At 69.5% G+C, this 24682-nt stretch carries 21 protein-coding genes and 1 tRNA gene; 4 read left to right on the top strand and 18 right to left on the bottom strand.

Annotated elements, in window-relative coordinates; all coding sequences use genetic code 11:
* Positions 1 to 67 precede the first annotated feature (67 nt).
* A complete protein-coding gene (locus AC6I0Y_RS10205) occupies positions 68 to 412 on the top strand; it encodes a winged helix-turn-helix domain-containing protein (protein ID WP_497731576.1) in 345 nt (114 codons plus the stop codon).
* On the opposite strand, the gene AC6I0Y_RS10210 is transcribed toward AC6I0Y_RS10205, so the two are convergent.
* The 14 genes from AC6I0Y_RS10210 to AC6I0Y_RS10275 form a co-directional block, all read right to left on the bottom strand.
* Complete coding sequence (locus AC6I0Y_RS10210) at positions 402 to 746, bottom strand: hypothetical protein (protein WP_497731579.1); 345 nt, start codon at positions 744 to 746, stop codon at positions 402 to 404. The genes AC6I0Y_RS10205 and AC6I0Y_RS10210 overlap by 11 nt on opposite strands.
* A gap of 11 nt (positions 747 to 757) precedes the next feature.
* Positions 758 to 1393, bottom strand: coding sequence for a DUF192 domain-containing protein (locus AC6I0Y_RS10215; protein ID WP_497731582.1), 636 nt, complete (start codon positions 1391 to 1393; stop codon positions 758 to 760).
* Positions 1315 to 1821: a hypothetical protein gene (locus tag AC6I0Y_RS10220; RefSeq protein ID WP_497731584.1), complete on the bottom strand. Its 507-nt coding sequence runs from the start codon at positions 1819 to 1821 to the stop codon at positions 1315 to 1317. The genes AC6I0Y_RS10215 and AC6I0Y_RS10220 overlap by 79 nt, the downstream gene beginning before the upstream one ends.
* 9 nt (positions 1822 to 1830) lie before the next feature.
* Positions 1831 to 2271, bottom strand: a complete 441-nt coding sequence (locus tag AC6I0Y_RS10225) for a hypothetical protein (RefSeq protein WP_497731587.1) — start codon at positions 2269 to 2271, stop codon at positions 1831 to 1833.
* Between the two features lie 14 nt (positions 2272 to 2285).
* Entirely contained in the window at positions 2286 to 4460 is a 2175-nt protein-coding gene (locus AC6I0Y_RS10230; RefSeq protein WP_497731590.1) for a molybdenum cofactor biosynthesis enzyme, read from the bottom strand.
* Positions 4447 to 4929 carry a TadE/TadG family type IV pilus assembly protein gene (locus AC6I0Y_RS10235; protein WP_497731593.1) on the bottom strand — a complete coding sequence of 161 codons (483 nt, stop codon included), beginning with the start codon at positions 4927 to 4929 and terminating at the stop codon, positions 4447 to 4449. The genes AC6I0Y_RS10230 and AC6I0Y_RS10235 overlap by 14 nt, the downstream gene beginning before the upstream one ends.
* 165 nt (positions 4930 to 5094) lie before the next feature.
* Entirely contained in the window at positions 5095 to 5247 is a 153-nt protein-coding gene (locus AC6I0Y_RS10240) for a hypothetical protein (RefSeq protein WP_497731596.1), read from the bottom strand.
* Between the two features lie 35 nt (positions 5248 to 5282).
* Positions 5283 to 5531 carry a hypothetical protein gene (locus AC6I0Y_RS10245; protein ID WP_497731598.1) on the bottom strand — a complete coding sequence of 83 codons (249 nt, stop codon included), beginning with the start codon at positions 5529 to 5531 and terminating at the stop codon, positions 5283 to 5285.
* Positions 5532 to 5546: 15 nt separating this feature from the next.
* On the bottom strand, positions 5547 to 6176 hold the full coding sequence (locus tag AC6I0Y_RS10250) for a type II secretion system F family protein (protein WP_370520243.1): 630 nt from the start codon (positions 6174 to 6176) through the stop codon (positions 5547 to 5549).
* A gap of 305 nt (positions 6177 to 6481) precedes the next feature.
* Positions 6482 to 7450, bottom strand: a complete 969-nt coding sequence (locus AC6I0Y_RS10255; RefSeq protein WP_160707776.1) for a type II secretion system F family protein — start codon at positions 7448 to 7450, stop codon at positions 6482 to 6484.
* The gene (locus tag AC6I0Y_RS10260) at positions 7414 to 8631 is read right to left on the bottom strand and encodes a TadA family conjugal transfer-associated ATPase (RefSeq protein ID WP_497731602.1); all 1218 of its coding nucleotides are present in this window, start codon (positions 8629 to 8631) and stop codon (positions 7414 to 7416) included. Before AC6I0Y_RS10260 ends, AC6I0Y_RS10255 begins: the two co-directional genes overlap by 37 nt.
* A gap of 107 nt (positions 8632 to 8738) precedes the next feature.
* Positions 8739 to 9608: a CpaE/TadZ family protein gene (locus tag AC6I0Y_RS10265; protein ID WP_497731605.1), complete on the bottom strand. Its 870-nt coding sequence runs from the start codon at positions 9606 to 9608 to the stop codon at positions 8739 to 8741.
* Positions 9609 to 10438: 830 nt separating this feature from the next.
* Complete coding sequence (gene cpaB / locus AC6I0Y_RS10270; protein WP_160707782.1) at positions 10439 to 11104, bottom strand: Flp pilus assembly protein CpaB; 666 nt, start codon at positions 11102 to 11104, stop codon at positions 10439 to 10441.
* 542 nt (positions 11105 to 11646) lie between these two features.
* Positions 11647 to 11721: transfer RNA gene (locus AC6I0Y_RS10275), tRNA-Val, on the bottom strand.
* 548 nt (positions 11722 to 12269) lie between these two features.
* On the opposite strand from AC6I0Y_RS10275, the gene AC6I0Y_RS10280 reads away from it, so the two are divergent.
* Positions 12270 to 17375: a BadF/BadG/BcrA/BcrD ATPase family protein gene (locus AC6I0Y_RS10280; protein ID WP_497731608.1), complete on the top strand. Its 5106-nt coding sequence runs from the start codon at positions 12270 to 12272 to the stop codon at positions 17373 to 17375.
* 256 nt (positions 17376 to 17631) lie between these two features.
* Here the strand turns inward: AC6I0Y_RS10280 and AC6I0Y_RS10285 are convergent, their stop codons facing one another.
* The 4 genes from AC6I0Y_RS10285 to AC6I0Y_RS10300 form a co-directional block, all read right to left on the bottom strand.
* Positions 17632 to 18390: an SDR family NAD(P)-dependent oxidoreductase gene (locus AC6I0Y_RS10285; protein WP_497731611.1), complete on the bottom strand. Its 759-nt coding sequence runs from the start codon at positions 18388 to 18390 to the stop codon at positions 17632 to 17634.
* A gap of 182 nt (positions 18391 to 18572) precedes the next feature.
* Positions 18573 to 19493 (bottom strand): 3-phosphoglycerate dehydrogenase, encoded by a 921-nt coding sequence (locus tag AC6I0Y_RS10290; RefSeq protein WP_497731613.1) that lies wholly within the window; start codon positions 19491 to 19493, stop codon positions 18573 to 18575.
* Between the two features lie 367 nt (positions 19494 to 19860).
* On the bottom strand, positions 19861 to 21915 hold the full coding sequence (locus AC6I0Y_RS10295) for an amidohydrolase (RefSeq protein WP_497731615.1): 2055 nt from the start codon (positions 21913 to 21915) through the stop codon (positions 19861 to 19863).
* A gap of 185 nt (positions 21916 to 22100) precedes the next feature.
* Positions 22101 to 22316 (bottom strand): hypothetical protein, encoded by a 216-nt coding sequence (locus AC6I0Y_RS10300; RefSeq protein ID WP_497731618.1) that lies wholly within the window; start codon positions 22314 to 22316, stop codon positions 22101 to 22103.
* Between the two features lie 358 nt (positions 22317 to 22674).
* Between AC6I0Y_RS10300 and AC6I0Y_RS10305 the strand changes: the two genes are divergently transcribed.
* Together AC6I0Y_RS10305 and AC6I0Y_RS10310 are read left to right on the top strand one after the other, a co-directional pair.
* The gene (locus AC6I0Y_RS10305; RefSeq protein WP_497731621.1) at positions 22675 to 23163 is read left to right on the top strand and encodes a MarR family winged helix-turn-helix transcriptional regulator; all 489 of its coding nucleotides are present in this window, start codon (positions 22675 to 22677) and stop codon (positions 23161 to 23163) included.
* Positions 23164 to 23214: 51 nt separating this feature from the next.
* The gene (locus AC6I0Y_RS10310; protein WP_497731624.1) at positions 23215 to 24570 is read left to right on the top strand and encodes an MATE family efflux transporter; all 1356 of its coding nucleotides are present in this window, start codon (positions 23215 to 23217) and stop codon (positions 24568 to 24570) included.
* The last annotated feature ends 112 nt before the right edge of the window (positions 24571 to 24682 follow it).

The raw sequence follows: 24682 nt of genomic DNA on the forward strand, positions 1-24682 counted from the left end.
CACACGCAAGCCAACGTGTTGCGCAGCCAACAGGGCATCACGACCCACCAGACCGAAGGGACTCGCCATGGACCAACTTGACAAGCTCGAGACGAGCGTTCGACTCTCCGTAAGAAACCCCCTTTCCGAGAGCACCTCCGTCTTCGGCCGCGGCGTTGCCGACCTCTGCCTGGGAGTGCGCACCCACGGCTCGCTCAACGCCGCCGCGAAGCACATGGGCATGGCCTACAGCAAGGCATGGCGCATCATCAAGGACACCGAAGCCGCCCTCGACGTCCAGCTGCTGAACCGAGACGGTGCCCACGGAAGCGAGCTCACCGAGGAGGGCGGTCGCATCCTCGACACCTACATCGCCATCAACAACCGCCTCCAGGCCGAGGCGCAGCAGCTCTTCGCCGAGCTCACCGCCTAGGCACCGACACCGCAGCCTTCTCCCGCACCGCCCGCGCGACGCCAGGAGAACCCGCCCCGCCACCGCGCAGCGCCGATGCCTCGGCTCCCGTCGATGCGCAGTCCTCGTAGGGCGGTATCAGCTCAGCCGCCCAAACCTGGTCGGGATCAGAGAGGCTGCGAACCTCAAGCCTTACCGCCCAGCGCCTCATGTCACCCTCGCGCAGCGGCGCAGCCTCCTCCAAATTGCTCGCCGCCTTCTCCAGCGCCGGCTCGCTCCCAAAGCGATAGAGGCAGCCGTAGCACACCTCCATATCCTCGAAGAGCGTAGTCTTGCACACCGGGCACACCTTCATGGCTCCCCCTCTCATCGCAGCGCCGTTCCCATGACGGCCATCTCAACCTTGTCGCCCGCGCTCAACCACGGGCCCTCGCCCGCAAACCGCTCAAGCACGGCCCGGGCCCTCCGGCAGCGCAGACGCCGCCCGGGAGCGACTGCGCGATGGGCCTCGACCACAAGCCCCGTAGCATCCACGAACGCGACATCGACGGCATGTCCCATGCCAAAGGTGTGGACATCGCGACAGGGCGCGAGCAGCATTACTCCCGCCTGAGGGCGTCGGAAAAGGAGCCCACGCAGGCGCGATGCCAGACTCGTCGCCAGGCAGAGCGATCCCGAGCCCCCTCCCATGCGCCCCTCGAAGGAGCACTCCCCAACTGTCGCACACCTCGACACGCCGCCACGGGCAACGGCGCCACGCAGGTCGTCGGGATCAACCAGCGGTACCATGCGGCCCGGCGCGCGCCGCCTCAGCCAACCTTCCTGGCACCGCATCGCGCCCCTCGTCCGAGCGAGGCTCCGACGCGAGCGCTCGTGACGCCGTGGCGCCCGCCCCTCCGCTGGGGCGCCTCGCGCCCTGCCCGTTATTCCACCATCCGCACGCGCACTACGACGCTTGTCCATCCTGCCGCATCGGTGCACGACACCATTGCCCATCGACATAGGCCCTCTCCTTTCACGAACGTCGCGCAGCCCTCCACGCCGCTGGGAACCCCCAGCCAGCCTCGGTCGACCAGCGCTTTCGCCATCATCTCGGCCCTATCGGCCGCAACGCCGGGGAAGACGAAGCCCAGCACCTGCCCATCTTCGCTGGCGTATGACTCCCGAGCACCCTCGGGAGAGAACAGCTCCTCGACGAACCATGCCGGAGCCGACGGCCCCGCACGATAGCCGGGAAGCACCTCCTCCCACGCTGTCTCGCCGCCAAGCACGGCTCTCACCAGAGGAGAAGCACGCGCTGGCCCCGCCACCTCGGGCGCGGGCCCCTCCTCCAGCCGCTGCAACAGCCCCGGTACCGCCACCATCCCCAGCATCCCTGCCACGAGCGCCGCAGCCGCAAGCGCCCGTCTCCGTTGCCTCTTCTCGCCCATTCGCCCTCCTCAGAACAGCATTCCCGGCTTGTACGGATCCACCGTCAGCGACACCCGATGCTCCAGACGCGGAAGCCGCACGCCGAGCACCTCGTCACGCAGCCCCAGCCCGAACAAGGTCGGGGCATAGGCCAGCGTGGCCGTGTAGGTGACATGCCCGAGCACACCGCCCGACACCTCCACTCCCACCGCCAGGTTGTCGCGCACGAGCGCCTCCTCGATCACCGCCCGAATCTCCTCGGCGCCCCGCCCCGCGTCCTGCCCGTACGCCGGCGACGCCGCACAGAGACGCACTGCGTTACGCGCAACCCGATCGAAGGCTGCGCAATCTCCGAAGAACGTGAGCGCATTCACGGCAACAACCGCCACGATGAGCACCACCGGCAGCACGACTAGCAGCTCCACGGTCATCTGGCCCCGGTCGTCAGCCAGCACCCGGCTGCGAAGCAAGGCGATGCCCGCTCTCACCGCCATGGCCTGATCACCTCCGTCGCCTCGCCGTACAAGGATCCCACCGCATCGAAGCAGCGTTCCACCAGGCTGCGAGCACCCTCGCCAAGGGAGGGCGGCAGCGCCACAATCACGGGAATGGACACACCTCCGACCGGTAGCTCGATTCGCGCCACCTCGATCCCGCGCTCGCCAGCCGCCACGGCATCAAGCGCCTCAGCCTCTAGCTCCAGAGCCACCGACGAGAACAGATCAGCGGCCGGAGACGAGAACCGGAGAGCTTGCTCCCTCACCGAACGATATGTGGCAGAAAACCTCCCCTCTCCCTCAGCGACCACATGCACGCTGTTCACGAGCACCGGCCTTAAGGCGTTCAGCCGAGCCGGCTGCAAGCCCGCCGACGAGAAGGCGCCCTGCAAAGCGCCAGCCGCCCACGAGCCCAACCCGCTGGCACTGACCAGCGGAACGGAGGAGGCCGCCGCCTCTACAGCGCCCGTAAGTGCCTCCTGCCCCTTCCCGTAGGCACGTAGCAGCCCCGACCAGGCATCGAGCACGATGCGCGCCGCCCCCACCGCCGCGCCAGCATCCTGACCGAAGCCGTCCAGCAGCGCCGTGATGACCGTTTGCCCCTCGGGCGAGGGATCTTCGAGCAGCGTTGAGCCCGAGACGGCTGCCCGCGAGCCCAGCGTCATGCCGCCGACGACGAACAGCGACTCAAAGCCTTTGTCTGCCGCCACGGAGCCCGTGCTCACCACCAACGACACCGCGCCCCGATACCCCGGGGGAGCCGCCTTGATGCGATAGGCGCCTGCCGACCGAGCCGCTTCAGCGCATTTTCCGATGAGGTCCCCCGCCGCGTCCTTGGCCGCTTCCAACTCTGGCGCGAGCCTCTCCTTGGCAGACCGATACTCGTCAGCGGCCTGGGCTATGGCCGCATAGTGGTACTCGAACCCGTTCTCGATGGCCGTAGACGCCGACGCCACGCTTCCCAAGCTTGACGACGTGAATTCGCACGTAGGGCAAAGCGAGAACTCGCCCGCCTCCCAGTCGGCAGCAGAGCCCATCCCCACTGCCTCCGCCGCGCCCGGGCAGCCACTCCAGGCGTGCATGGCGCGCTGCTCCCCCTCCGTGATGGGAAACGCGACCATGCGATAGAGCGCCGTTTGCCTCATCTCGTCAGTGTTGCGCGGCAGCCGCGGAAAGAAGGCATCGAACGAGTCATCCGTCTCAATCACATAGCCACGCGCAAGCTCATCGGCAGCGAACCGGTAGAACAGCTTGCGCAGAGCCGACCGAGCCTGCTCCTCCACATCGTCTGTCGCGGGGCGTTCCTGGGCCAAGCGCTGCACGTAGTAGGCGCGAGCCCGCTTGAGCGGCACCGCAAACGACCAGGCATCGACGCTGCGATAGAGCGGGTTGAGCGATTCGTCTAAGGCAGCCAGGTGGTTCGCACGCTCGTAGAGGCAGTAGCCAGGGTGAGCGCCGCAATCTCGCTCGAAGGCCCGCTCCTTAGCCTCCTGCGCTTCGCGTGCCGCCTGCTCCGCCGCGGCAGCTGCGCGCTCGAGGGCGCCGGAATTCTCCTCCATGGACTCGCGCAGCACGCCAGCCGCCGCATCGGCCCCCACCGTGATGTCGACCCCCTTGGAGGGGACGAGCATGGCTGCTGTCAGGTAGCCGCCACCCGAAGCACCGCCCTGGTTGGCGACCCCCACAGCCGCAGCGTTGGCGGCCGCTAGAAAGGGCAAGGCGGCCTGGAGCCGATTGAGCCCCCGCGCTGCGCGCTCGGCGAAGGCGCTGCGCGCGTCCAGAATCTTCGAACCCAGCTCCACCAAGCGTGCGCCCACGCTCGCGGTCGGCGGAACGCACAGCGCCACCACCCCTGCGCCATAGGTCACCGCCCCCAGCAATGAGAGCGACAACACCACCGCGTCGCACAGACGCACCGCCACCATAAACTCCGCCACAGGGTTCTCGGCAGCCAGCGCTGCCGCGTCGGCAACCTCTTGAATATCGGCCGCGGCGGCATTCACTCGGTAGACCTGAGCGCTGCTGAACACGAGCGCCAAAACCAGCAGCAGCGCCACGGCCATGCCCGCCGTGGTAAGCCCCTCCTCATCGCAGATGAGCCGACCCCACACGTCCTCGGCAATCCCGCGCGTCACCTGCCGATGCTCCTCACCCGTCCTCATCGATCCACGCTCCTATCCAGCGGGCCGGGTCGCGCCCGACCTGTGCCCCCGCCGCCCACGCCGGCTGCGTCGGCATCGACCGCTCCACTGACATCACGATGTTGCCGCGCTCGTTCGCCAACCCCAGCAGCGCCGCTCCACCGTCAAGCAGGGGAAGCGGGCGCACCTCAGTAGAGACCCTCACCGCCACCCGGTCGGAACGCTCGTCACCCGACATCTCGATGCGCCACGTACAACCGCCCTCATGAACATGGAAGCAAGCCGCCGAGGGAACCGACCCCAGCCGACGCAAGACGTACTCCTCGCAAAGCGTCTCAGCATCGCCCATCGCGTCGGATCGCGTGGCAAGCAGCCGGCACCCCTCGGCTGCCGCCGCCTCCATGACCATGCGGTCGTACAGGAGAATCCCCGGCTGCAGGAGGAGAAGGGCGAGCAGAAACAGCACCGGCAGAGCGAAGGCGGCTTCCACCGTTGCCTGGCCGCGCTCGCCCCGCAAGCGCTCGGCGATGCGACGAGACCCCGGCAGCGAGCCCCGACAGCGCAGGATTCGACGCCTCCGCGTCCGAGTTATTACGCGGCTGCGACGAATCCCGCAACCCGGCCCCGTCCTCATTTGCTCCTCCTCTCCCCCTCGTCAATAGCAGAACGCATCGGATGCCCATCCCGCCGCTATCCCCACGTGGTGGGAGGCCGCAGCCAGGGCATGCTCGACGAACAAGCCCCGCTCCAGAGCGGAGGCAAGCAGCCCGCATGTCGCCACGATGACCACCAGAATCCCAGCCACCACGGCATACTCCACAGTGGCTTGGCCTGACTCATCCGCTATAAGCCGTTGATGCCAGCGGCTATGGCGTCCCACAGCTCCTGCAGTTTTGGCCTGAACAGGGTGATGGCCAGAATGGCTATCACCACTAGGATGCCCACCAGAATGGCGTACTCCGTCGTGCCCTGACCGGCCTGGCAAGCCAGCTTCTCCCGCACGCGCCCCCGCAGTCTTCCCCAGACAATGCCAGCACGCTCCCAGGCGGCGCGCATGCGCGCTGCCCCTCCCTCGATCATCTTCACCTTCACGTCTCTTCTCCTCTCTCATGAGAAACCTCCGATAAGCTCTAGCATCACTGGGCCGAGCACCAGCATCAGCATTGCGGGCAGGATGAGCACCGCCGTGGGCACCATCATCTTGACCGGCGCCTTCGCCACCTGCTCCTGCTTGCGTGCGCGGTAGGCGGCCCGCGCCTCCCTTGCTGCGCCCTCCAGGCTCTCGGCAAGCGAGGATCCGAAGCGCAAGGAGCGCACCACGTTCTCCACCACCCGGCCGAACAGCGCCGAGTCATAGGAGGCGGCAACACGGCGCAGCGCCTCCTCGCGCGAGGTCAGGCCACAGCCCCACTGCCGCTGCGCGGCTGCGAGCGAGGAGGAAAGCAGCGTGTCGAAGTGCTCTCCGTAAAGCGCGAGGCTGCGATCGAACGACAGCCCGCTGCGGAGCCCCAATGCCACTACGTCGAGCATCTCTGAGAGGTGCCGTTCCAGCTCCTCTGCCCGACAGCGGCACCGCCTCTCCACCGCCCAGCGCGGCGCCCGTGCCCCCACGACGGCACCCGCCGCGCCCAGCAGCGCCGCTACCTCGGGAGAGGCGGCCGACCCTACCAGAGCCCCGACCCCCGCGCCAGCCACCAGCAGGCGAACGCGCGCCTCCCCGCACGCCTCTACCGTCACCGCATCCCCTAAGCCCGCCAGCCGCAGACGATCCTCGAACCACTGAGGGTGACGCAGCGGAGGGGGCGCCCACGGTCGAAAGGAGCCCGCTGCCATCTGCCGGGCGACAGCTGCCAGGTACCCTGCGACACGCTCGTCAGCGGCCTCGCGCCGATCGGAGAGCGAGGCCTCCATCCCCCGAACGCCTCGACGGTGCCGCAGACGACGCGCTGCTACGTCGGCACGCATCCATGCCCACAGCCCGAGGAGCCCGGCGAACGCGCACGCGCCGACCGCCCAGGGCCACATCATCTGCTCCACGTCGATCACTCCCTCTCAACGTCAAGCATCCGCCGGACGAGAACCACGCCCGTCACCTGCATGCCCAGCGCCGCTCCCAGTAGGACGAACCCAGCCGGGCTGCTGAAGAAGGGAGCGAGAAAGTCATCGCTGACCAAGGAAAACAACGCCACCAAGATGAACGGCATGAGCGTTACGATGCGAGCGGAGAGCTTCGCCTGCGCCGTCTGGACGCGAAGCGAACGGCGCAGCTCCAACTCGCCCTCCACCGACTCTCGCGCCGCCTCGAGCACCGTGACCAGGCTTCCGCCGCTCTGATGCTGCACGTCAAGGGACACCGCCACAAATGAGAGCTCCGGCAGGCCTCGCTGATCACGGAAGACCGCCAGAGCCTCGGTGGGAGAGCATCCCGTGTCAAGGCGGGCCGCCGCGCGGGCGAACAAGGTGCCGATCCCATCGCCCATCTCGGCCGCCGTCTGCTTCAGCGTCTGCGAAAGGGAGAGTCCCGCCCGAAAGCACACCCCCATCGACCGCAGGGCCTCGGGCACCTCCTCGCGCAAAAGCACCTGGTGCCTCTCCCGGGCTGAGCGCAGCGCACCCGCAATCGCCACCGCGCCGCAGCCGACCACCGCCGCAGCGCACACCACCGATCCGGACGCCATCCCTGCCACCATGCCTGCCGCAAGACAGAGGCCAAGCGCCAAGCTGGCCAACGACTCCGCCGAGGCCAGCATCCCCCGCCCATCCAGCAGCGACTCAGCGTCCTGCGCCATGCGGCGCAGCCGCGTGCTGCGCAGGAGCGCTCGCGCAAACGGCCGCAGAGGCGCCACGCCGTTGCGCAGGAGCCAAGGCACCATGCCCGACCCACGCGATCCCACGAGCGCCTGGGCCCTACGCGCACGCTCCACCGCCTCGGCGACTTGCTGGCCTAGCACCAGGCCCGCAGCCGCAGCGCCCGCTAGCGCGCCACCTGCCATGGCAACTGCCGTCTCCATCGTTCCACCTCCCTCCCATCGATAAGGCCAGCTCGCGCCGCTTGAGCCACCCACGAGGGCTCCGCGAGCCACTGCCCGCAAGCCTCCCCCAGCCCCCGCTCGTAGAGCGGAACGAGCTCGCAAGCCCGGCGCCGCTGATCAAAAGACACCTCGGCCGCAGCGGAGACGAAGCGCGTCCCATCGCGAGCGCGCGTGGTCTGCACTATCAGGTCGAAGGCGTTGCCTATCTGGGCCTCTACCGCGTCGAGCGGCAGGTCAACCGCATAACGCACCATAGTGACCAGGCGGTCGACCACCTCCTGCGGCGCATTGGCGTGCAGCGTGGTCAGCGAACCCTCATGACCCGTGTTCATGGCCTGAAGCATGTCGAGCGCCTCTCCGCCGCGGCACTCGCCGACAATGATGCGATCCGGCCGCATGCGCAGCGCGTTGATGACGAGCTCGCGAATGGTCACCTCTCCGGTTCCCTCGGCATTGCTGGGCCGCGCCTCCAACCGCACCACGTGGGGGTGCTCAGTGAACTTCAGCTCAGCCGAGTCCTCGATGGTGATGACGCGCTCCCCATGCGGGATATGGCACGACAACGCGTTCAGCAGCGTGGTCTTGCCGCTACCCGTCCCGCCCGACACCGCCACGTTCTTTCGCGCGACCACCGCCCACACGAGCATCTGACGAAAGTCGTCGCCAAACGACCCGCCCGCTGCCATCTCGTCAAGCGTCATGACGCGGCGCGAGAAGAGTCTGATGGTCAGCAACGGCCCATCAGGCGAAAGCGGGGGGATAATGGCGTGCACGCGGTGTCCCTCGGGAAGCCGCGCGCTCACCGTCGGCGAAGCCTCGTCGATGCGGCGTCCAAGCGGCCCGATGATGCGGTCGATGAGCACGCGCACCTGCTCGTCGCTCGCGAAGACCGCGGGGCTGCGATGCAACCGGCCCTGGCGCTCGTAGTAGATGCTCTGCGTCCCATTGACCATGACCTCGGTCACCGTGTCGTCTTCGAGAAGCCCGTCGATGGGGCCCATGCCGAAGACGACGTCCACGAGATCATTCACCAGACGCTCGCGATCCTCCACAGACACGCGCTCCCAGCCGCCCTCGGCGAAGGTCTGGCGGCAGGCAGCGCGCAGCTCGTTGCGCGCACGCTCGGGATTCTCGGCCATCAACGCGGCCACCTTCTCCATGGCAAGGCGCCTGCGGACACTGCGGCGCAGATCCTCCACCGTCGCCCCACGAGGCGCAGTCGCAACGTCGCGCGACGCCCCCACCGTACGGGCTCGCTCGAGGAGCGTCATCGCTCGGCTCCTGACTCAATCGCAACCGATGCTTTGGGGCGTCTCCCCCAAAGGCCCGACTTCCGACCGCTGCGCGTACGCCCACGCCGGCGGTCGGGCGCATCGGAAGCAGCCGACTCCGACGCCGGCGGCGCGACCCTGCGCCCCTTCCGGCCACGCAGGCCGCCGCCCGCCTCGCCATCTGGCAAAAGCCCGTCGAGCACGGAAGACAGGCTCGCACATAGCTCATTGCGCTCAGCCGCGAGAGCCGCCGCCATCCCCGAGCCTAAGAGCTCCTCCACCGCCGTGCCGCCGTCGCGCAGCTCCGTGACAGGCGCTCCCTGCAGGGCGCAGGATACGTCAAGAGCGGTAAGGGGGGCGCCCTTGGCGCAGCGATTGAGCAGGAAGAGGAACGAGCCCGTGGCGATGCCGCAGCGCTCGCAGAGCTCGAGCGCATGGCGGCAGGCTCGCACCGACGAGGCTCGCTGGTCCACCAGGAAGAGCGTGCGCGCGCTGCGCTCGATGACGACAGCCTGCGCCTCCGACCAGCTGGATCCTGTGTTGACGAAAACCACGTCGAAGCGTGTCGAGGCCGCCTCCATGAGGCACGGCAGCTGCCCTGCCAGCTCCTCCGCCCGCTCCGGGCGACGCGGGGCAGCCACGAGCGCCGGAACCCCCTCCCCGACCAGCGTGTCAAGGCGTCGCGGATCGGCCAGCACCTCGTCCACCGTAGGCGCGTCAGAGGCCCCGAGCAGATCCGCCGCGTCTCCGAACTGGAGATCCCCGTCAACCAGAAGCACGCGCAGCCCTCGCGCCGCGGCCAGGCAAGCGCTCAAGACGGCGACGGCGCTCTTCCCGGCACCTCCGCTACCGCTCACCACGGACACCACATAGGCCGGCGCCTTCGCGGCGCAAGACTCTACGGCCACAGCGTGGGACGGAGACGCTGCCGCAAGCGCGGGGGCGACGGGCGGCTCCGGTCTCCGAGACCCTCCGACAGCCACCGGAGGCAGCGGCGCGGTATCGGCCGCCGACAACGCGGTTGGCGAAGAGGGCGCAGGCGGCGGCTCCGGCACAGGAGGTCGAGAGGCCCCCAGCGGCTCTGCCGCGGGTGCCTGCGGGGCGTCCGCCATCCTCGCAAGCGCAGGCGACGACTCCGGAGCAGGCTCCTCCCCCAGGAGTTCCGGCTCCCGGGGAAGCTCGTCTATCCCCGGCAAGGGCCGGCGGACGCTGACCGTCGGCGGGGTCTCGCCGGAAAGATCATCTGGCCGGGTGGACGCCTCGGCCGCGCGTAGGGCCGCTGCGCGCGCTGCCGCCCCCAAACGGCGCCTCTCTTCGTGGGCGACACGCCGCGCCAGTCCCTCAGGCGAGAGCATCCCCGTGATTCCCGCAGCCTGGGCACGGCTGATAGCCGACCCGCTAAGGCTCTCGGACACGAGGTAAATGGGGATGGAGGGGGCATCTCGTCGCAGGGCCGCCGCCAGGTTGACGGCGTCCATCTGATCGCTTGAGGCAACCCAAGCCTCCTCAACGGGGTCGCCTTGGCTCAGGCGATCGCGCGCCGCAGCTGCGTTCGAGAACGCCTCCAGCCAGGTTCGACGCGACCACGCCCTCCCATCTAGCCCCAGGGAAGGGGGATCGGCGAGCGACGCGCTGTCAGCGCATAGCAGTATGGTACCCATGGCAGTCCTTTCCGCCGGCCGAAGCCGGCTCATCTCTAGGCCTCGGCCCTGACGGGGCCCTTAACATCCGTGGGAAGCACGAAGTAGATCTCGAGGCTCTGGGCCGCCGACACCAGCTCCTGCACCGCCGAGGGCGCGACTGCGAGCGTCACCCACTCCACCGCGCCTGACGCGAGCGCCCCCGACGTGTCGGTGCTCGTAGCCACGACTAACGCGCGCGGAACGATCAACTCGGTAGCGCTTGCGCCCGTGGCGTAGACGTCAGCGCGCATCCCCGCCTGTAAGGCTCCGCCCACCGCCTGCACCTCGCGCGCGGGAACGCTCACGGCAGCAAGCCCCTCGGGGATATCCAGGGTCGGCGTCAGCCCTGCGCCAATGCGACGAACCGTGAGCGCCTCTCCCTTCAAGATGGCTGCAGAGGCCTGCTTGCCCACCACCTCCCCGCGCGCAGTGACCACGCCGTCTGGCAGCAGGTCGGCCACCCACATCCCCATCGTCACCGCCCCCTCGTCGATGGTCTCGCCGGGCGCAATGTCGCGTCGGGCCACGCACACCTCCAGCTGATCGCCGCCATAGCGAGCCAGCGCCTCGGCCCGAGCGGCCTCAGCCTGGTCGCTCACCTGCACGAGAAACGCGCCCGTGCAGATTGCGCAGCCTGCAGCGCAGGCGATGCCCATGGCCAGGGATCGACTTCGCTTCATAGAACCTCCGTCCTCTCAATGGAAGCGCCATCATGAGCGCCCCCGCCGACACGTGGTCGGAAAACGGGCGACGGGGCGGGGGCGGGGAAGCGGAAGCCGGGAGGTTCGCACGCGAAGCGCGCGCGGGCGCAGGGAGTTGCCCCTGCGGCGCGAAGGGCGGCCAGGACGGCGCCCCGTCGCCTCGCGAGCGACACGAGAGCGCGCCCTGGGAGATGCTGAGAGGACGGCACGGGGGGAGACGGACCGCACGCGAGCGCCGAGAGAGCACGGAAGGGCGGCATCGCACTCGCTGAGGGAGGGGGCGGCCCGACGAGTGGGGCCCTCTGGGATACGCGGCGGGCACGCCACGAATGGCTATCTGCCCAAGACCCAACCGGGCCTCGAATCCGCCTGCCAAAACCTGCCGAGGAAAACCCTTGACGAAACTCCCCGACGCGCCTCACCGGACACTCGTCTGCCAAGTTCTGCCAGGAAGCTATCCGTCCACAGAGAGCCATAGAAAAGAAAAACCCCATTTGAAATGGGGCTTTCTCTTTTTTCTATGGTGGTCGCGGAGGGATTTGAACCCCCGACCTTGTGCTTGTAAGGCACCTGCGCTCCCGCTGCGCCACGCGACCGTCACGTTAAGAGGAGCGCTGCTTCATGGCGGCTCCTCGCGTTTCGGTATTTTCCCACAGATGCCCCGCGGGGGCAATCTTAACGATGGTTGCCGGCCCGATCGCCCCTGAGAAGCTTGGACTGCCCCTTGAGGTCGCGGGCCTTCTTGGCGGTGGAGGCGAGGTCGGCGAGGAAGATCCAGCGTTCGAGTCGCACCGGCGGCAGAGCGCGGGGACACGGGGGATGCGGCAAGCGCCGGGGGGCGGGGATGTGACGGGGCGGGATGCGGGACGCGGGCGGGATAAGGGACGAGACGGGAGCGCGGGCGCGGCGGGGCGCGAGACGCACGGGCGCGGCGGCGAGACGGGGGCGTGGCGGCGCGGGCGCGGCGGCTAGGCGGGAGCGTGGCGGCGCGGGCGCGGCGGCGGGGCGCGGGCGCAGCGGCGGGGCGCGCGGGTGCGGCGGGCGCCGTTTCCGCTTGAATGTGGGGCTGTGCCAGCGGCAGGTGCGATCAGGGGCTTCTGTGTCATAATCGGACTCGAGAACATCGAGGGAGAGCAGGCACATCATGACTGAGACCCGTGACGAGGCGCTCGACAGCGCCCCATCCTCCTTGCGCATCGGCATCGACGCCGGCTCGAAGACCATCAAGGTGGTCATCGCCGACGCGGACGGCGTGATCCTCCATTCCGCCTACCAGCGCCACCAGTCCAACATTCGCAAGACGCTTCAGAGCGTGCTGCACGACCTGTCCTGGCGCTATGGCAACCTGGAGGGAACCGTCGCCATCACCGGCTCGGCCGGCATCAGCGCCGCCGAGATGCTCGGCGTGCCCTTCGTCCAAGAGGTGGTGGCCACCACGCGGGCCGTGCGCGGCGCGTACCCCGCGGCCGACGCCGTGGTGGAGCTGGGCGGCGAGGACGCGAAGGTGATCTACCTGACTGGCGGCCTCGAACAGCGCATGAACGCTACCTGCGCCGGCGGCACTGGCGGGTTCATCGACACCATCGCCTTCATGCTGGGCGTGCGCACCGGCGCGATGAGCCGGTTGTCCATGGGCGCGTCGCGCCTCTACCCCATCGCGTCGCGCTGCGCCGTGTTCGCGCAGACCGACGTGCGGCCGCTGCTGAACGCGGGGGCCGCGAAGGCAGACATCGCCGCGAGCGCGCTGGACGCCGTGGTGCGCCAGACGCTGGGCGGCCTGGCCTGCGGACGGCCCCTACGCGGAACGCTCGTGTTTTTGGGCGGACCCTTCGAGTACGTGCCCGACCTGGCGCACCGCTTCCGCCGTGCCTTGGGGCTCACGCCCACCACCGGCATCCTGCCGCGGGACGCGCACCTGTTCACCGCCCTGGGAGCGGCCCTCATCTCCGAGGAGGAGGGCAAGACGGCATCGCTCGACGCGCTGTGCGAGCGGGCGGCCGCCGGCGAGCTCTTGGAGGCCGAGGAGGAGCTGGGGCGCCTTCCCGCCCTCTTCTCCGACGAGGCAGAGCTGGCCGCCTTCCGCGAGCGGCACCGCGCCGCCGTCTTTCCCACGCTGCGTACCTTTGACGCGCGCGGGCCGGTGTTTCTGGGCGTGGATGCGGGGTCGACCACCGCGAAGGTGGCCCTGGTGGACGCGGAGGGGCGGCTGGTCTACAGCGCGTACGAGCCCACGCGTGGCGATGTGCTGGACACCGTGCGGCAGATGGTGCTGGGGGCGCTGGCCGCCCTGCCGAACTCGGCCCCGCGCGGCGAGGAGGCGCCCTGGATCGCGCATGCGACGGCCACCGGGTACGGCGAGGATCTGCTGCGCGCGGCGCTCGGCATCGACTCGGGCGTGGTGGAGACGGCGGCGCACCTGCGCGGCGCCCAGGCCCTGCGCCCGGACGTGTCGTTCGTGCTCGACATCGGCGGGCAGGACATGAAGGCGCTCTGGGTGGAGAGCGGCGCGGTGGCCGACGCCGTGCTGAACGAGGCGTGCTCGAGCGGATGCGGTGCGTTCATCGAGGGCACCGCGCACAGCCTGCGGTCGACGCCCTCGGACTTCGCGGCAGCCGCATTGCGCGCGGAGAGTCCCGTTGACCTGGGGATGCGCTGCACAGTGTTCATGTCGTCGCGCGTGAAGCACGCCCAGAAGGTGGGGGCGTCGCTTGAGGACATCGCCGCAGGCGTGGCGTACTCGGTGGTGCAGAACGCGCTGTTCCGCATCATCGGATCGGAACGCGCGACGTCGCTCGGCCCCTGCGTGGTGGTGCAGGGCGGCGCGTTCAAGTCCGACGCGGTGCTGCGCGCCTTCGAGCTCATCTGCGGCGTGGAGGCCGTGCGGTGCGACCGCGCGCACCTGATGGGCGCCATCGGCGCCGCGCTCATCGCGCGTGACCGCTGGGAAGCGGAGGAGTGCGAGAGCGGGGAGGCAGGATGCGGCAGGCGCTCTGACGGCGACGGGGCGACGCTCGGAGCGGGAGGCGCGCCGGTCGGGGCGACGACAGCGGCAGGCGCGCAGACTGCGGGGGCGGAAGACGCGCGGGTCGGAGCGATGAGCGCGGCGGCCGCGGAAGCTGCGGGGGCGGCGACCGGCGCAGACGCGCAGGCTGCAGGGGCGGCGACCGGGGCGGAAGGCGCGGAGGCCGGGGTGCCAGGCGCGGCGGGCGCGGGGGTGACGCCCGGAGCGGGAAGTTCGGAGGTCGGGGCGGCGCCTGGGGACGGAGCTGGGGCTGCGAGGGCGACGCGGCGCGGCAGCGGGCTGCTGGGGCGCGAGGCGCTGAAGGCCCTCAAGCCCACGCATCGCGCGCTCGCGTGTACGGGATGCGCGAACGGCTGCTCGCTCGACGTGGTGGAGTTCGGCGAAGGACGCGCATTCGTGAGCGGCAACAAGTGCGAGCGTGGCGCCGACGAGCTCGAACGGCGCACTGCCGCAGCGGCGTGCGAAAACGGCAAGGGCGAAGGAGCGGACACGGGTGTTTCACGTGAAACACCCGGCGATGCAGCGGCAGGCGATACAGCGGCAGGCGGCGCGGCGGATAGCAGCGGCGCGAGCGGCGTCAACACAGCAACCGACGCGATGGACGAAAGCGATGCCGTGGATGTTTCACGTGAAACATCCACGGCCGCTTCCCCGCTCGGTGCGAGTGCGCAAAACGCAGCGTGCAACGGCATGCGCAGCGCGGCGGGCGCAAAAGCAAGTACGAATGTTTCACGTGAAACATTCGGCAACGAAACGACGAGCAAAAGCAACGCTATATGCGGCCGTGCAGCTGCTGGGGCGACAAGCGACGCGGCGGGCGGCGCGGCGAATGCGGACGACCCGACGGGAGCGATGGGCGTGGCGACCGTCGACGCGCGCGACGCCGACAAGGTAACCGGTGCGACGATGGCGGGAGCAAGCGCAGGCGCCGCAACCGTAAAAGCGGATACGGGCGTTTCACGTGAAACACCTGGCGATGACGCGGCGGGCGGAGCAACGAACGGCGCGGCAGATGGCGCGGCGGGTGACGGCGGTGCTCCGAACCTGATGGCGCTTGAGCAAGGGCTCATCGCGCGGCTGGGGGACGTCGAGTCCGCCGAACCGCGCGGAAAGATGGCGCTTGGGATATTAGATACACTCGAGATGTACGAGACGTTCCCCTTCTGGCATACGCTGCTGGCCGAGCTCGGGTTCAGCGTGCGCGTGCCTGACCACGCCATCGGCCAGGGAGGATCGCGTGCGGCTTGGGAGACGGTGCCTTCCGAGAGCGTCTGCTATCCCGCGAAGCTGACTCACGGCCGCCTGTTCTCGCTCGTGGACAAGGGCTGCGACGCCGTGCTCATGGCGCGCTTCGACCGTAGCCACCACTGTCCGGTGACCTGCGAGTACGCCGACGCCCTGGCCGATGGCGCCGGCCTCGGCATCCGCGATGGCATGCCGACGCTCCTAGCCCCGACGCTCAGCCAGAGCAAGCCGCGCTCCCTCGTCGCGTGCGCCGAGGATCGGGCGACCCTGGCCGCCTACCTCGAGCCGCTCGCGGCTGCCACGGGCATGCCCTTGGAGCCGAGTGAGCTGGATGCCGCCCTGGCAGCGGCGCTCGCGGCCCAAGAGACCTTCGAGACCACGATGGAGCAGGCCGGCACGGCGGCGCTGGCCTGGGTGGAGACCGATCCTCGTCGCCATGCTATCCTGGTGGCAGGCCGCCCCTACCACAACGATGCGGCACTCGCGCACGACGTAGACGCGATGCTCCACAAGATGGGCTTCGCCGTGCTCAACCCGCTGGCGCTCGGCAACCGCCTGCGCGAGGTCGACGGACGCGCGCCAGGCGCTTATCCGTGGAAGCCCGCCAAGCACCTCGTCCGGGCAGCTCGCTTCGCCCTCGGTCATCCGCAAATCGACCTCGTGTGCCTCCAGTCGTTCGGCTGCGGGTTCGACGCGGTGAGCCTGGAGGAGGTGCGCGACCTGGCCGTGGAAGCCGGCGCCCCCTTCACCGCCCTCAAGGTGGACGAGATGGTGGACACCGCCCACCTTCGCATTCGCCTGAGAACCCTCGGCGAGACCATCGCCGCCCGAAAGCGCCGTGCCACGCGCGTTTCACGTGAAACACAAGCGGGATCCGACGACGGGGGCGTGCGCGAGGGTTCGGCACGCCAGAGCGCCTTCGGCGGAGGGGGCTGCGCGTCCGACGCCCTCGACGCGCACCAGGGGGCAGGCGCGTCCGGCGCCCCCGACACCTTCGACGACCTCAGCTCGTCGGGTGCGCCCGGCGCCCCCGGCACGCCCGCTGCGCCGGGCGCCCACGGATCCCCGGTCGCCTCCAGCATGCTCGGCTCCCTCGACGGGCGGCGGGAGGGAACGCCCGGCACGTCGCCGGGCTGCTCCCCCGACTCCGACTCCCCCGAGGGGCTCCAGCAGAAAGGCGGCGGCGCCTTCCTGCTGGATCGAGGGCTGGACGAAGGCGACCTCGAGGTCGCGCGGCGCTGCACGGCCAAGGACGTGTGCTTCACGGCCACGGCGCTGGCGGCGCGGGCCATTCGCCTGCTGGAGGAGAACCCGGAGCTGGCGGCCATCACGCTGCCGGCGGTGTGCGAGCGGTGCCTGGTTGACGCCGTGCCGCGCATGGTCGAGCGCGCCACGGGGCGCGCGCCGGAGTTCGTCTGGGAGCGCTCGTGGCGCGCGGATGGCGCCGACGACGCCTCGCCGCAGCACTCCGGAGAAGCAGCGCTGGCCGCAGGCGGCGCCCCGGAAGCCGAGCCCGAGGCGCCTGCCGCGCCCACCGGCTCAGCCGCGGAGGCGGAAGCGGCCGGCGCGCGTTCGACGGACGCCTCCGCCCAAACGCGGGCAAGCGCGAAGCCGCGCATCGGCATCGTGGGAAACCCGCTGCTCGTGCTCGACCCGTTCATGAACGATGGGCTGGTCGATCTGCTGAAGTCGCTCGGCGCCGATCCGGTGCTTCCCGACGCCGACCTGCTGTTCGCCGATGACGTGCGCTTCCTTCCGCAGCTCGACGCGTTTGCGGCCGCGGGCGTTCGCCACGTCATCTACCTCCAGTCCTTTGGCTGCCTGAAAGGTCACGTGAAGAGTCGCGGCGCCCTTCATGACCTGGGGAGGCGCTACCCGGACCTGCAGGTGACGGTGCTCGACTACGATCCGGAGGCATCGGCGCTCAACCGCGAGAACCGCGTTCGCCTGGTGGTGGAGGCGGCGCGACGAGAAACGACCTAGCTCGCCGCCACCGGCCTGCCCCCCGACGACGAAGGCGCCCCCTCCGAAGAGGGGGCGCCTTCGCGGGAACGCTAGCGGAAAGACGGAGCGCGGGGCAGGAGAACAAGCCGACGCCCCGCCTTCGCCTCTTCCTACCCCGCCTCGCGCGTTCCTCTCTGGCAGGAAGAGATCGCGATTGCGCCGCGGGGCGCCAAGGGCCGGAGAGGACGCCGGCGACCACCCCCTCCGAAGAAGGGGGCTTCACGGGCTGCGCTGCCTACGGGCGGGAGAGGCCGTCCACGGGAATCACGGCACCGGAGATGTAGCTGGCCATGTCGCTCGCCAGGAAGAGGTAGGCGTTGGCGATGTCAGAGGGCTCGCCCATGCGGCCGAGCGGGATGCTCGCGATGAGCGGCTGGATGAGGGACTCGGGCAGCGCGTCCACCATGTCGGTGTGGATGACGCCCGGTGCCACCGCGTTCACGCGGATGCCGTCCTTCGCCAGCTCGCGCGCGAGCGAGAGCGTCAGCCCGTTGACCGCGAACTTCGACGTGGGGTAAGCCGAACCCGAGGGCTGGGCGTAGCGCCCCACCATGGACGACGTGTTGATGATGCAGCCGCCCTCGCCCTGCTCGCGGAAGATGCGCGTCGCCGCCTGGCTGCAGAGGAACACCGCATCGACGTTGAGCTCCATGACCCTGCGGAACTCGTCGGCCGTGTAGTCGAGGATGGGCGTTCGCGAGCTGACGCCAGCGTTGTTGCCCAGGATGTCAAGGCGACCGAAGGCGTCAGTCACCTTCTGGAACTCAGACGCGATGGAGTCCGGATCGGTCAGGTCAGGCGCGATGCCCATGACCGGGTAGTCGCCATCGATCTCGCGGAGCTCCGCGAGCGCGCGCTCCACGGTCTCCGGGCGCGATCCGCAGATGGCCACCTTCGCGCCGCACTTCAGGAACTCATGCGCGATGGCAAAGCCGATGCCGCGCGTGGCGCCGGTGATGATGGCCACCTTGCCGCTGAGGATTCCCTCTTCCATGATGCCTCCTTCTTCGGCCTCGGGCGCCACGCGCCGAGCCGGATGTGGTTGAGCGTTTCGCCCATGATAGAAGAAGGCCGCCGCACCCGAGGGCACGACGGCCAATTGCAACGGAGGCGAAACGCGGTGGATGTTCCAAGCCGCCCCGCCAGCCCGCGAGGCGCGACGCTTCCGACGCGAGCTTACTTCATGTTGACGCAGTGAACCTTATTGCCGTTCTCCAGGTAGTCCATGATCTGGTTGACGGCCATGATGGCGCAGTTGTCCTCGGCTTCGGCCGTGGAGGCGCCCAGATGCGGAATGACGATGGCGCCCTCCATGGCCATGACGGCCGGGTTGGCGAAGTCGGTGACGTAGCAGCCCACCTTGCCGTCGGTCAGGCCAGCAGCCATGGCGGCGTCGTCCACGAGGGTGTCGCGCGAGAAGTTGAGGAACACGACGCCGTCCTTCATCTGGGCGATGGCCTCGGCATTGATCATGCCCTTGGTATCGGGCGTAGCCGGCACGTGGATGGTGATGAAGTCGCAGGCCGGGTAGAGGTCGGCCAGGTCGGCGACGAAGGTCATGGCCGGCGAGATGGCGGCGGCGCGGTCGGCGTCGAGGAAGGGATCGTAGCCGACGACCTTCATGCCGAGTGCCTCGGCGGCGGCCACGACGAGCTTGCCGATGGCGCCCAGCCCGATGACGCCGAGGGTCTTGCCGGTGATCTCGCGGCCAGCGAACTGCTTCTTCGCCTTCTCCGCGGACTTGCCGATGTTCTCGTCGCCAGCGTTGTCGCGGCACCAGGCGATGCCGCCGACGATGTCGCGGCTAGCCAGCAGCATGCCGGCGAGCACGAGCTCCTTCACGGCGTTGGCGTTGGCGCCAGGGGTGTTGAGCACGGGGATGCCCGCCTCGGCCATGGCCTCGAGCGGGATGTTGTTAACGCCGGCGCCGGCGCGAGCGACCACCTTGAGGTTGGCGGGGATAGCCATCTCGTGCATGTTGGCACTGCGCACGAGCACGGCGTCGGCCTGCTCGATGTCGTCGACGAGCTCGTACTGGTCGGTCAGCAGGGCCAGGCCCTCGGGCGAGATGTTGTTGAGGCAGTGGACTTTGTACATGGCAACCCCTTAGCGTCGGCGCGTGGCCACCGGCTCGCGCGCGTTATCAGTGACGGCCCTAAGGATAGCGCGCCCCCCGACCGTGCGGCGTCCGCGCCTGGCTGTTTTCGGGTGAGGTGAGCCTGAGAGGGCGCGTGCGCATCAAGGCGGGCCGTTTTTGGACATTTACTTCGAAATTCCGAGGCTCATCTCGGGTTTTGCGGGCAGAAAGCGGGAGCTTGGCAAAAGACGAAAAACGCGACCTGGGGAAACGCTTGCGCCACAACCAGACGTGGCCAAATGAGGCTCGGAATTTCGAAGCAGATGGCCATTTTCGCGGCATTCGCGCGCACGCCGAAGGAGGGCGAGGCGACGAAGCGCGGGCACGCTAGCTGGCGGCGTAGACCCGGCAGCCGCCCACGTAGGTGGCGAGCACACGGGTCTGGAGGATGGCCTCGGGGTCGATGACGGTGAGGTCGCGGTCGAGGACGACCAGGTCGGCAAGCATGCCAGGCGCGAGGACGCCCAGATCGGCGGCGCGCCCGGCGGCGCAGGCGCTGCCGGCGGTGTAGGCGCGCAGAGCCTCGGGCACGGTGAGCGCCTCGGCCGGCAGCCAGCCGCCGGCGGGCTCACGGGTGTCGGCGTCCCTGCGGGTGACGGCCGCGTAGACGGCGGCGAGCGGGTCGGTGGGCGTGACGGGCGCGTCGGTGCCGAAGGCGAGCGTGGCGCCCGCGTCGAGCAGCTGGCGGAAGGGCCACATATACGGCACGCGCGCGGGGCCCAGATCGCGCTCGGGCCCGCCGGGGTCGAGGGTCATGTGGCGCGGCTGCACCGACGCCACCACGCCGAGGCGGGCCAGGCGCGCGATGTCGGCTGGCTGGAAGTTCTCGAGGTGCTCGAGGGTGAAGACGGACGCGACGGGGTCGGCGGCCGGATCGGGGGCGCGGCGGGTAGCATCCGCGGCGGCCGGGTCGGACGCGACGGAGCCGGAGGCCAAGCCGGCGGCCGGGTCGGACGTAGCAACCGGGTCGGGAGAGATAGCCTGGCTGGGCGCGCGGCAGGCGGAATCCCCGGCAGCCTGGCTGGGCGCGAGACGCACAGCATTTGCGGCGGCCTGGCCGGGCGCGACGGGGCTGGCGGCCGGGTCGGGAGCGCAGCACGCAGCATCCGCGACGGCCTGGCCGGGCGCGACGGGGCCGGCGGCCGGGTCGGGGGCCGGGCCGGGCGCGTAGCGCTCGGCGGGCGAGCCGGGCACGCGGCGGGCGGCGGGCGCGGTAGCCAAGTCGGGCGCGCGGCGGGCGGCGGGCGCGACGGGGCTGGCAGCCGGGTCGGACGCGCGGCTCGCGGCGAACGCTCCCCCGCCCGGCCTTGACGCGCCGGCGCGCTCGTAGAGGTCGAGCGCGACGTGGATGGCCTCGTCGCCGATGGCGTGGATGCGCACGCCCTGGCCCTCGGCCGCAGCCCGCTGGACAAGCGCGCTCATGACCGCAGGAGCCACCGTTGGGCGTCCGCAGTCGCCGGGGAAGCGGGCGTTGGCATAAGGGTCTCGCAACCAGGCGGTGTGCTGGCTCGAAACGCCGTCGAAGAACTGCTTGTAGCCCTGCGCGCGCACGAGCGGGCCGCGCAGGCGCGCCTGCAAGTCGGCGAGGCGCGAGCCCTCGGCCAGCAGCGTGGGGAAGAGCGACACGCGCAGGGTCAGCTCGCCGGCATCCTCCAACGCGGCAAACAGGTCGTCACGCACGAAGTCGAGCCCCGGGCCCGCCATGAGCGCCAGGTCGCAGACGGCTGTGACGCCCTGGGCGTTGAGCGTCGCCTGGAAGGCGCGGTAGGCGTCAAGCAGCTCTTCGGCGGAGAACGACCCGACGATGCGCGGCATGAGCTCCATGGCAGCGGCCTCGCGCACGATGCCGGTGAGGCGACCGTCCGCGCCCCGGTCGTAGCTGCCGCCGGCGGGCGGCTCCGCGTCCTCCGTGATGCCCAACCGCTCAAGCGCACACGAGTTCAGCCACAAGGTGTGAGCGTCTCCGGAATAGAGCGCCACGGGACGATCGGGGTAAACCGCGTCGAGCGAGGCGCGCGTGGGCGTCACCGGCGGATCCCAGCGATACTCGCGCCAGCCCTGGGCCAGCAGCCACGAGCCGGCAGGACGGCGCGCGGCCAGGTCGGCCAGGCGATCGACGCAGTCTTGCTCGCTCGTGCCGAGAAACTGGTCGGCCAGGGGCGACGCGTAGAGCGCTGCATGGAAGAAGTGCAGGTGCGCGTCGTGGAAGCCCGGCATGAGGAAGGCCTCGCCCCAGTCGTCTACCACGGCACCTGCGGCGATGGGGTGCGCAGCGTCGCCCGCCTGCGCCGGGTCGCCCGTCCATGTGATGCGATCGCCCGCGATGCCCGCGGCCAGCGGACGCGCGGCATCGTCAAGCGCCGTGAATCCGCGGCGCGCCACCACCACGCGCTCCGCCGCTCGCGGAGCGTGCGGTCCCGCCGGCGCAGGGCACGCGACCCCGTCCCACGCCGTCCGCACGCCTGCCGGAGCCCCGTTTGCGCTCGCGTCGCCCGTTGCCTGCACGGGCGCAACCACGCTTGCCGCAGGCTCTGAGGCCCGCAGGCCATCGCCAGCCATGACCGCCCCTAGCCCGCGAGTTCGACGCCGGCGCCCAGAAACACGAGAAGCGCGAGGACGGCGACCACCACCGCGGCCCCCAGAGCCACGCCAACCGCCACCCGGCGCCGCACGGCCCCGGCGTCCTCCGGCTCAGGCGTCTCACGGCGCCCCATCGCCGGCTCGCCCATGGACGCCATGAGACGCGTGGCGTCTCGCTTCGCGCAGTCAGGCTGATAGGACATGGCAGAACCTCTTCCTCATAGGCAATGATGACAGGAAGCATAGCACGGCGCGTCTGCCTCCGCGGACACACCGGCGCCGCGGCAACGCAACCGTAAGCCGCGCCCGCAGCGCCTGAGGCCATCCAGCCGCAGCAGCCCGGTGCCGGCGTCCCCTGCCCCACAACACGAAAGCGGACCGGCTCCATCGGGGAGGTGCCAGTCCGCTTTCGCTGTGTTTTAGACTACATACACTATAGGATGTAATCAAATAATCGTCAATATCCATCTTTGAAAGGATCTTGGAGATGGGCGCCTTCCCCGCTCCTTGGTCTGATTTCGGACTAAGCTACTAAGTCCGAAATCAGACCAAGGAGTGAGCATGAAAACGGCAGCTACGGCACGCAGCGAAGAAGGGGCCGCCGGAGGCCTCGACGACGGGACCGACGCCAAGGATCTCCTGGCGCAGATGGACCGCTTCTACCTGGAAACTGACGATATCTACCGCCAGGGGGCCCGCAAGGCGGGGCTCTCGGACAGCGCCTTCGACATCCTGTACTCGCTCATGCTCGATGACGGACTCACCCAGAAGCAGCTCTGCGAGCGCAGCTTCACGGCTAAGCAGACAGTGAGCTCCTCGGTGCGGCGGCTTGTGGAGCGAGGGCTCGCGATGCCCGAGGAGGGCAGCGAGCGCAACGCGCCGATCTGGCTGACCGCGGCCGGGCGGGCCGTCGTGGAGGCACGCGTGCGGCCGGCCTATCTCGCAGAGCTTCGCGCCGCCGAGGCCCTCAGCGCAGCGGAGCGCACCACGCTCGCACGCCTGCTCAAGCGCTACACGACTGCCCTGCGCACCGAATTCGGCGCGCTCTAGCCGCCCGCGCGCAATCTCCGCCACCGTGTCCCAGCCCAGCAAGGAGCCCCCATGACCGTCGACATGTCCCGGCACTTCACCACAGGCGCGCTGCTCAAGTTCACCGCCCCCTCCATAGCCATGACCGTGTTCGCGTCGCTCTACACCATCGTCGATGGCGTGTTCGTGTCGAACTTCGCGGGCAAGACGGCGCTGGCAGCGGTCAACTTCATCTTCCCGTTTATCATGATCCTCTCCTCGGTGGGCCTCATGATAGGCACCGGCGGCAGCGCCATCGTGGCCAAGACCCGCGGCGAGGGCGACGACGAGCGCGCCAACCGCGCCTTCTCGATGCTCGTCTGGTTTGCCCTGGCAGTCGGCGTCATCCTAGCCGTAGCAGGATTCCTGCTCACCGAGCCGGTTGCGGCCGGGCTTGGCGCCCAGGGGCAGATGCTGGCCGACGCCACGCTCTACGGTCGCCTGCTCTTCCTCACCCTCCCCTTCTTCATGCTCCAGTATGCCTTCCAGAGCTTCTTCGTCACCGCGGGCAAGCCGCAGCTGGGCTTTGCCGTGATCGTCGCGGCTGGCCTGACGAACATAGCGCTCGACGCGCTGTTCGTCGGCGCGCTTGGCTGGGGGCTCGCCGGCGCGGCGCTGGCCACCAACATCGGCGAGGTCGTCGGCGGCGGCCTGCCCCTCGTCTACTTCCTGCGCAGGAACTCGAGCTTCCTGCGGCTGCGCCCCGCGCGGCCCGCGTGGCGCGTCATCGGGAAGGCGTGCGCCAACGGATCATCGGAGATGGTGGCCAACGTGGCGATGAGCCTGGTGGGGATGCTGTACAACTTCCAGCTCCTGCGCTATATCGGCGAGGACGGCGTGGCGGCCTACGGCGTCATCATGTACACCGGCATGGTGTTCGGCGCCATCTTCATGGGGTACGCGATGGGGTCGTCGCCACTCATGAGCTTCCAGTACGGCGCGCGGAACCGCCGCGAGATGCGCAGCCTCCTCATGAAGAGCCTCGGACTCATCGCGGCCGGCAGCGTAGCCATGTTCGTCGCCGGACAGGTGCTGGCCGAGCCGCTCTCGCGCATCTTCGTGAGCTACGACGCCGCGCTGCTCGAGCTGACGGTGCACGGCTACCGCGTGTACGCGCTGTGCTTCCTGCTGATGGGGTTCTCCATCTACGGATCGGCGTTCTTCACGTCGCTGGGCAACGGGCTCGTCTCGGCGCTCATCTCGTTTCTGCGCACGCTCGTGTTCGAGACGGCCTCGGTCATCATCCTGCCGCTGTGGCTGGGCGTGGACGGCATCTGGCTCTCCGTCACTGTGGCCGAGCTAGCGTCGGTGGCGGTGACCACCGCGTTCATGGTGGCCCTGAGCGGGCACTACGGCTACCGCAAGCGCCTCATCGCCGACAACGCCTAGTCAACGGGTAGGATATGGCTGCGTTTCAGGCAGCCGAAGCCAACCCGCCATCGCGCGAAAACCCGTAACCTGTGCCAAACACCTCGGCGGTGCCTCCGACTCGCTAACTCAT

This window comes from Adlercreutzia sp. St.1H8 (genome assembly GCF_059728655.1).

Excerpts from the sequence above, each read along its gene's own strand:
- AC6I0Y_RS10280 (WP_497731608.1), top strand. The coding sequence starts at position 12,270 with ATGACTGAGACCCGTGACGAGGCGCTCGACAGCGCCCCATCCTCCTTG.
- AC6I0Y_RS10310 (WP_497731624.1), top strand. The coding sequence starts at position 23,215 with ATGACCGTCGACATGTCCCGGCACTTCACCACAGGCGCGCTGCTCAAG.
- AC6I0Y_RS10305 (WP_497731621.1), top strand. The coding sequence starts at position 22,675 with ATGAAAACGGCAGCTACGGCACGCAGCGAAGAAGGGGCCGCCGGAGGC.
- AC6I0Y_RS10210 (WP_497731579.1), bottom strand. The coding sequence starts at position 746 with ATGAAGGTGTGCCCGGTGTGCAAGACTACGCTCTTCGAGGATATGGAG.
- cpaB (WP_160707782.1), bottom strand. The coding sequence starts at position 11,104 with ATGAAGCGAAGTCGATCCCTGGCCATGGGCATCGCCTGCGCTGCAGGC.
- AC6I0Y_RS10290 (WP_497731613.1), bottom strand. The coding sequence starts at position 19,493 with ATGTACAAAGTCCACTGCCTCAACAACATCTCGCCCGAGGGCCTGGCC.
- AC6I0Y_RS10205 (WP_497731576.1), top strand. The coding sequence starts at position 68 with ATGGACCAACTTGACAAGCTCGAGACGAGCGTTCGACTCTCCGTAAGA.
- AC6I0Y_RS10255 (WP_160707776.1), bottom strand. The coding sequence starts at position 7,450 with ATGGAGACGGCAGTTGCCATGGCAGGTGGCGCGCTAGCGGGCGCTGCG.
- AC6I0Y_RS10260 (WP_497731602.1), bottom strand. The coding sequence starts at position 8,631 with ATGGAGAAGGTGGCCGCGTTGATGGCCGAGAATCCCGAGCGTGCGCGC.
- AC6I0Y_RS10230 (WP_497731590.1), bottom strand. The coding sequence starts at position 4,460 with ATGAGGACGGGTGAGGAGCATCGGCAGGTGACGCGCGGGATTGCCGAG.
- AC6I0Y_RS10220 (WP_497731584.1), bottom strand. The coding sequence starts at position 1,821 with ATGGGCGAGAAGAGGCAACGGAGACGGGCGCTTGCGGCTGCGGCGCTC.
- AC6I0Y_RS10215 (WP_497731582.1), bottom strand. The coding sequence starts at position 1,393 with ATGTCGATGGGCAATGGTGTCGTGCACCGATGCGGCAGGATGGACAAG.
- AC6I0Y_RS10300 (WP_497731618.1), bottom strand. The coding sequence starts at position 22,316 with ATGTCCTATCAGCCTGACTGCGCGAAGCGAGACGCCACGCGTCTCATG.
- AC6I0Y_RS10285 (WP_497731611.1), bottom strand. The coding sequence starts at position 18,390 with ATGGAAGAGGGAATCCTCAGCGGCAAGGTGGCCATCATCACCGGCGCC.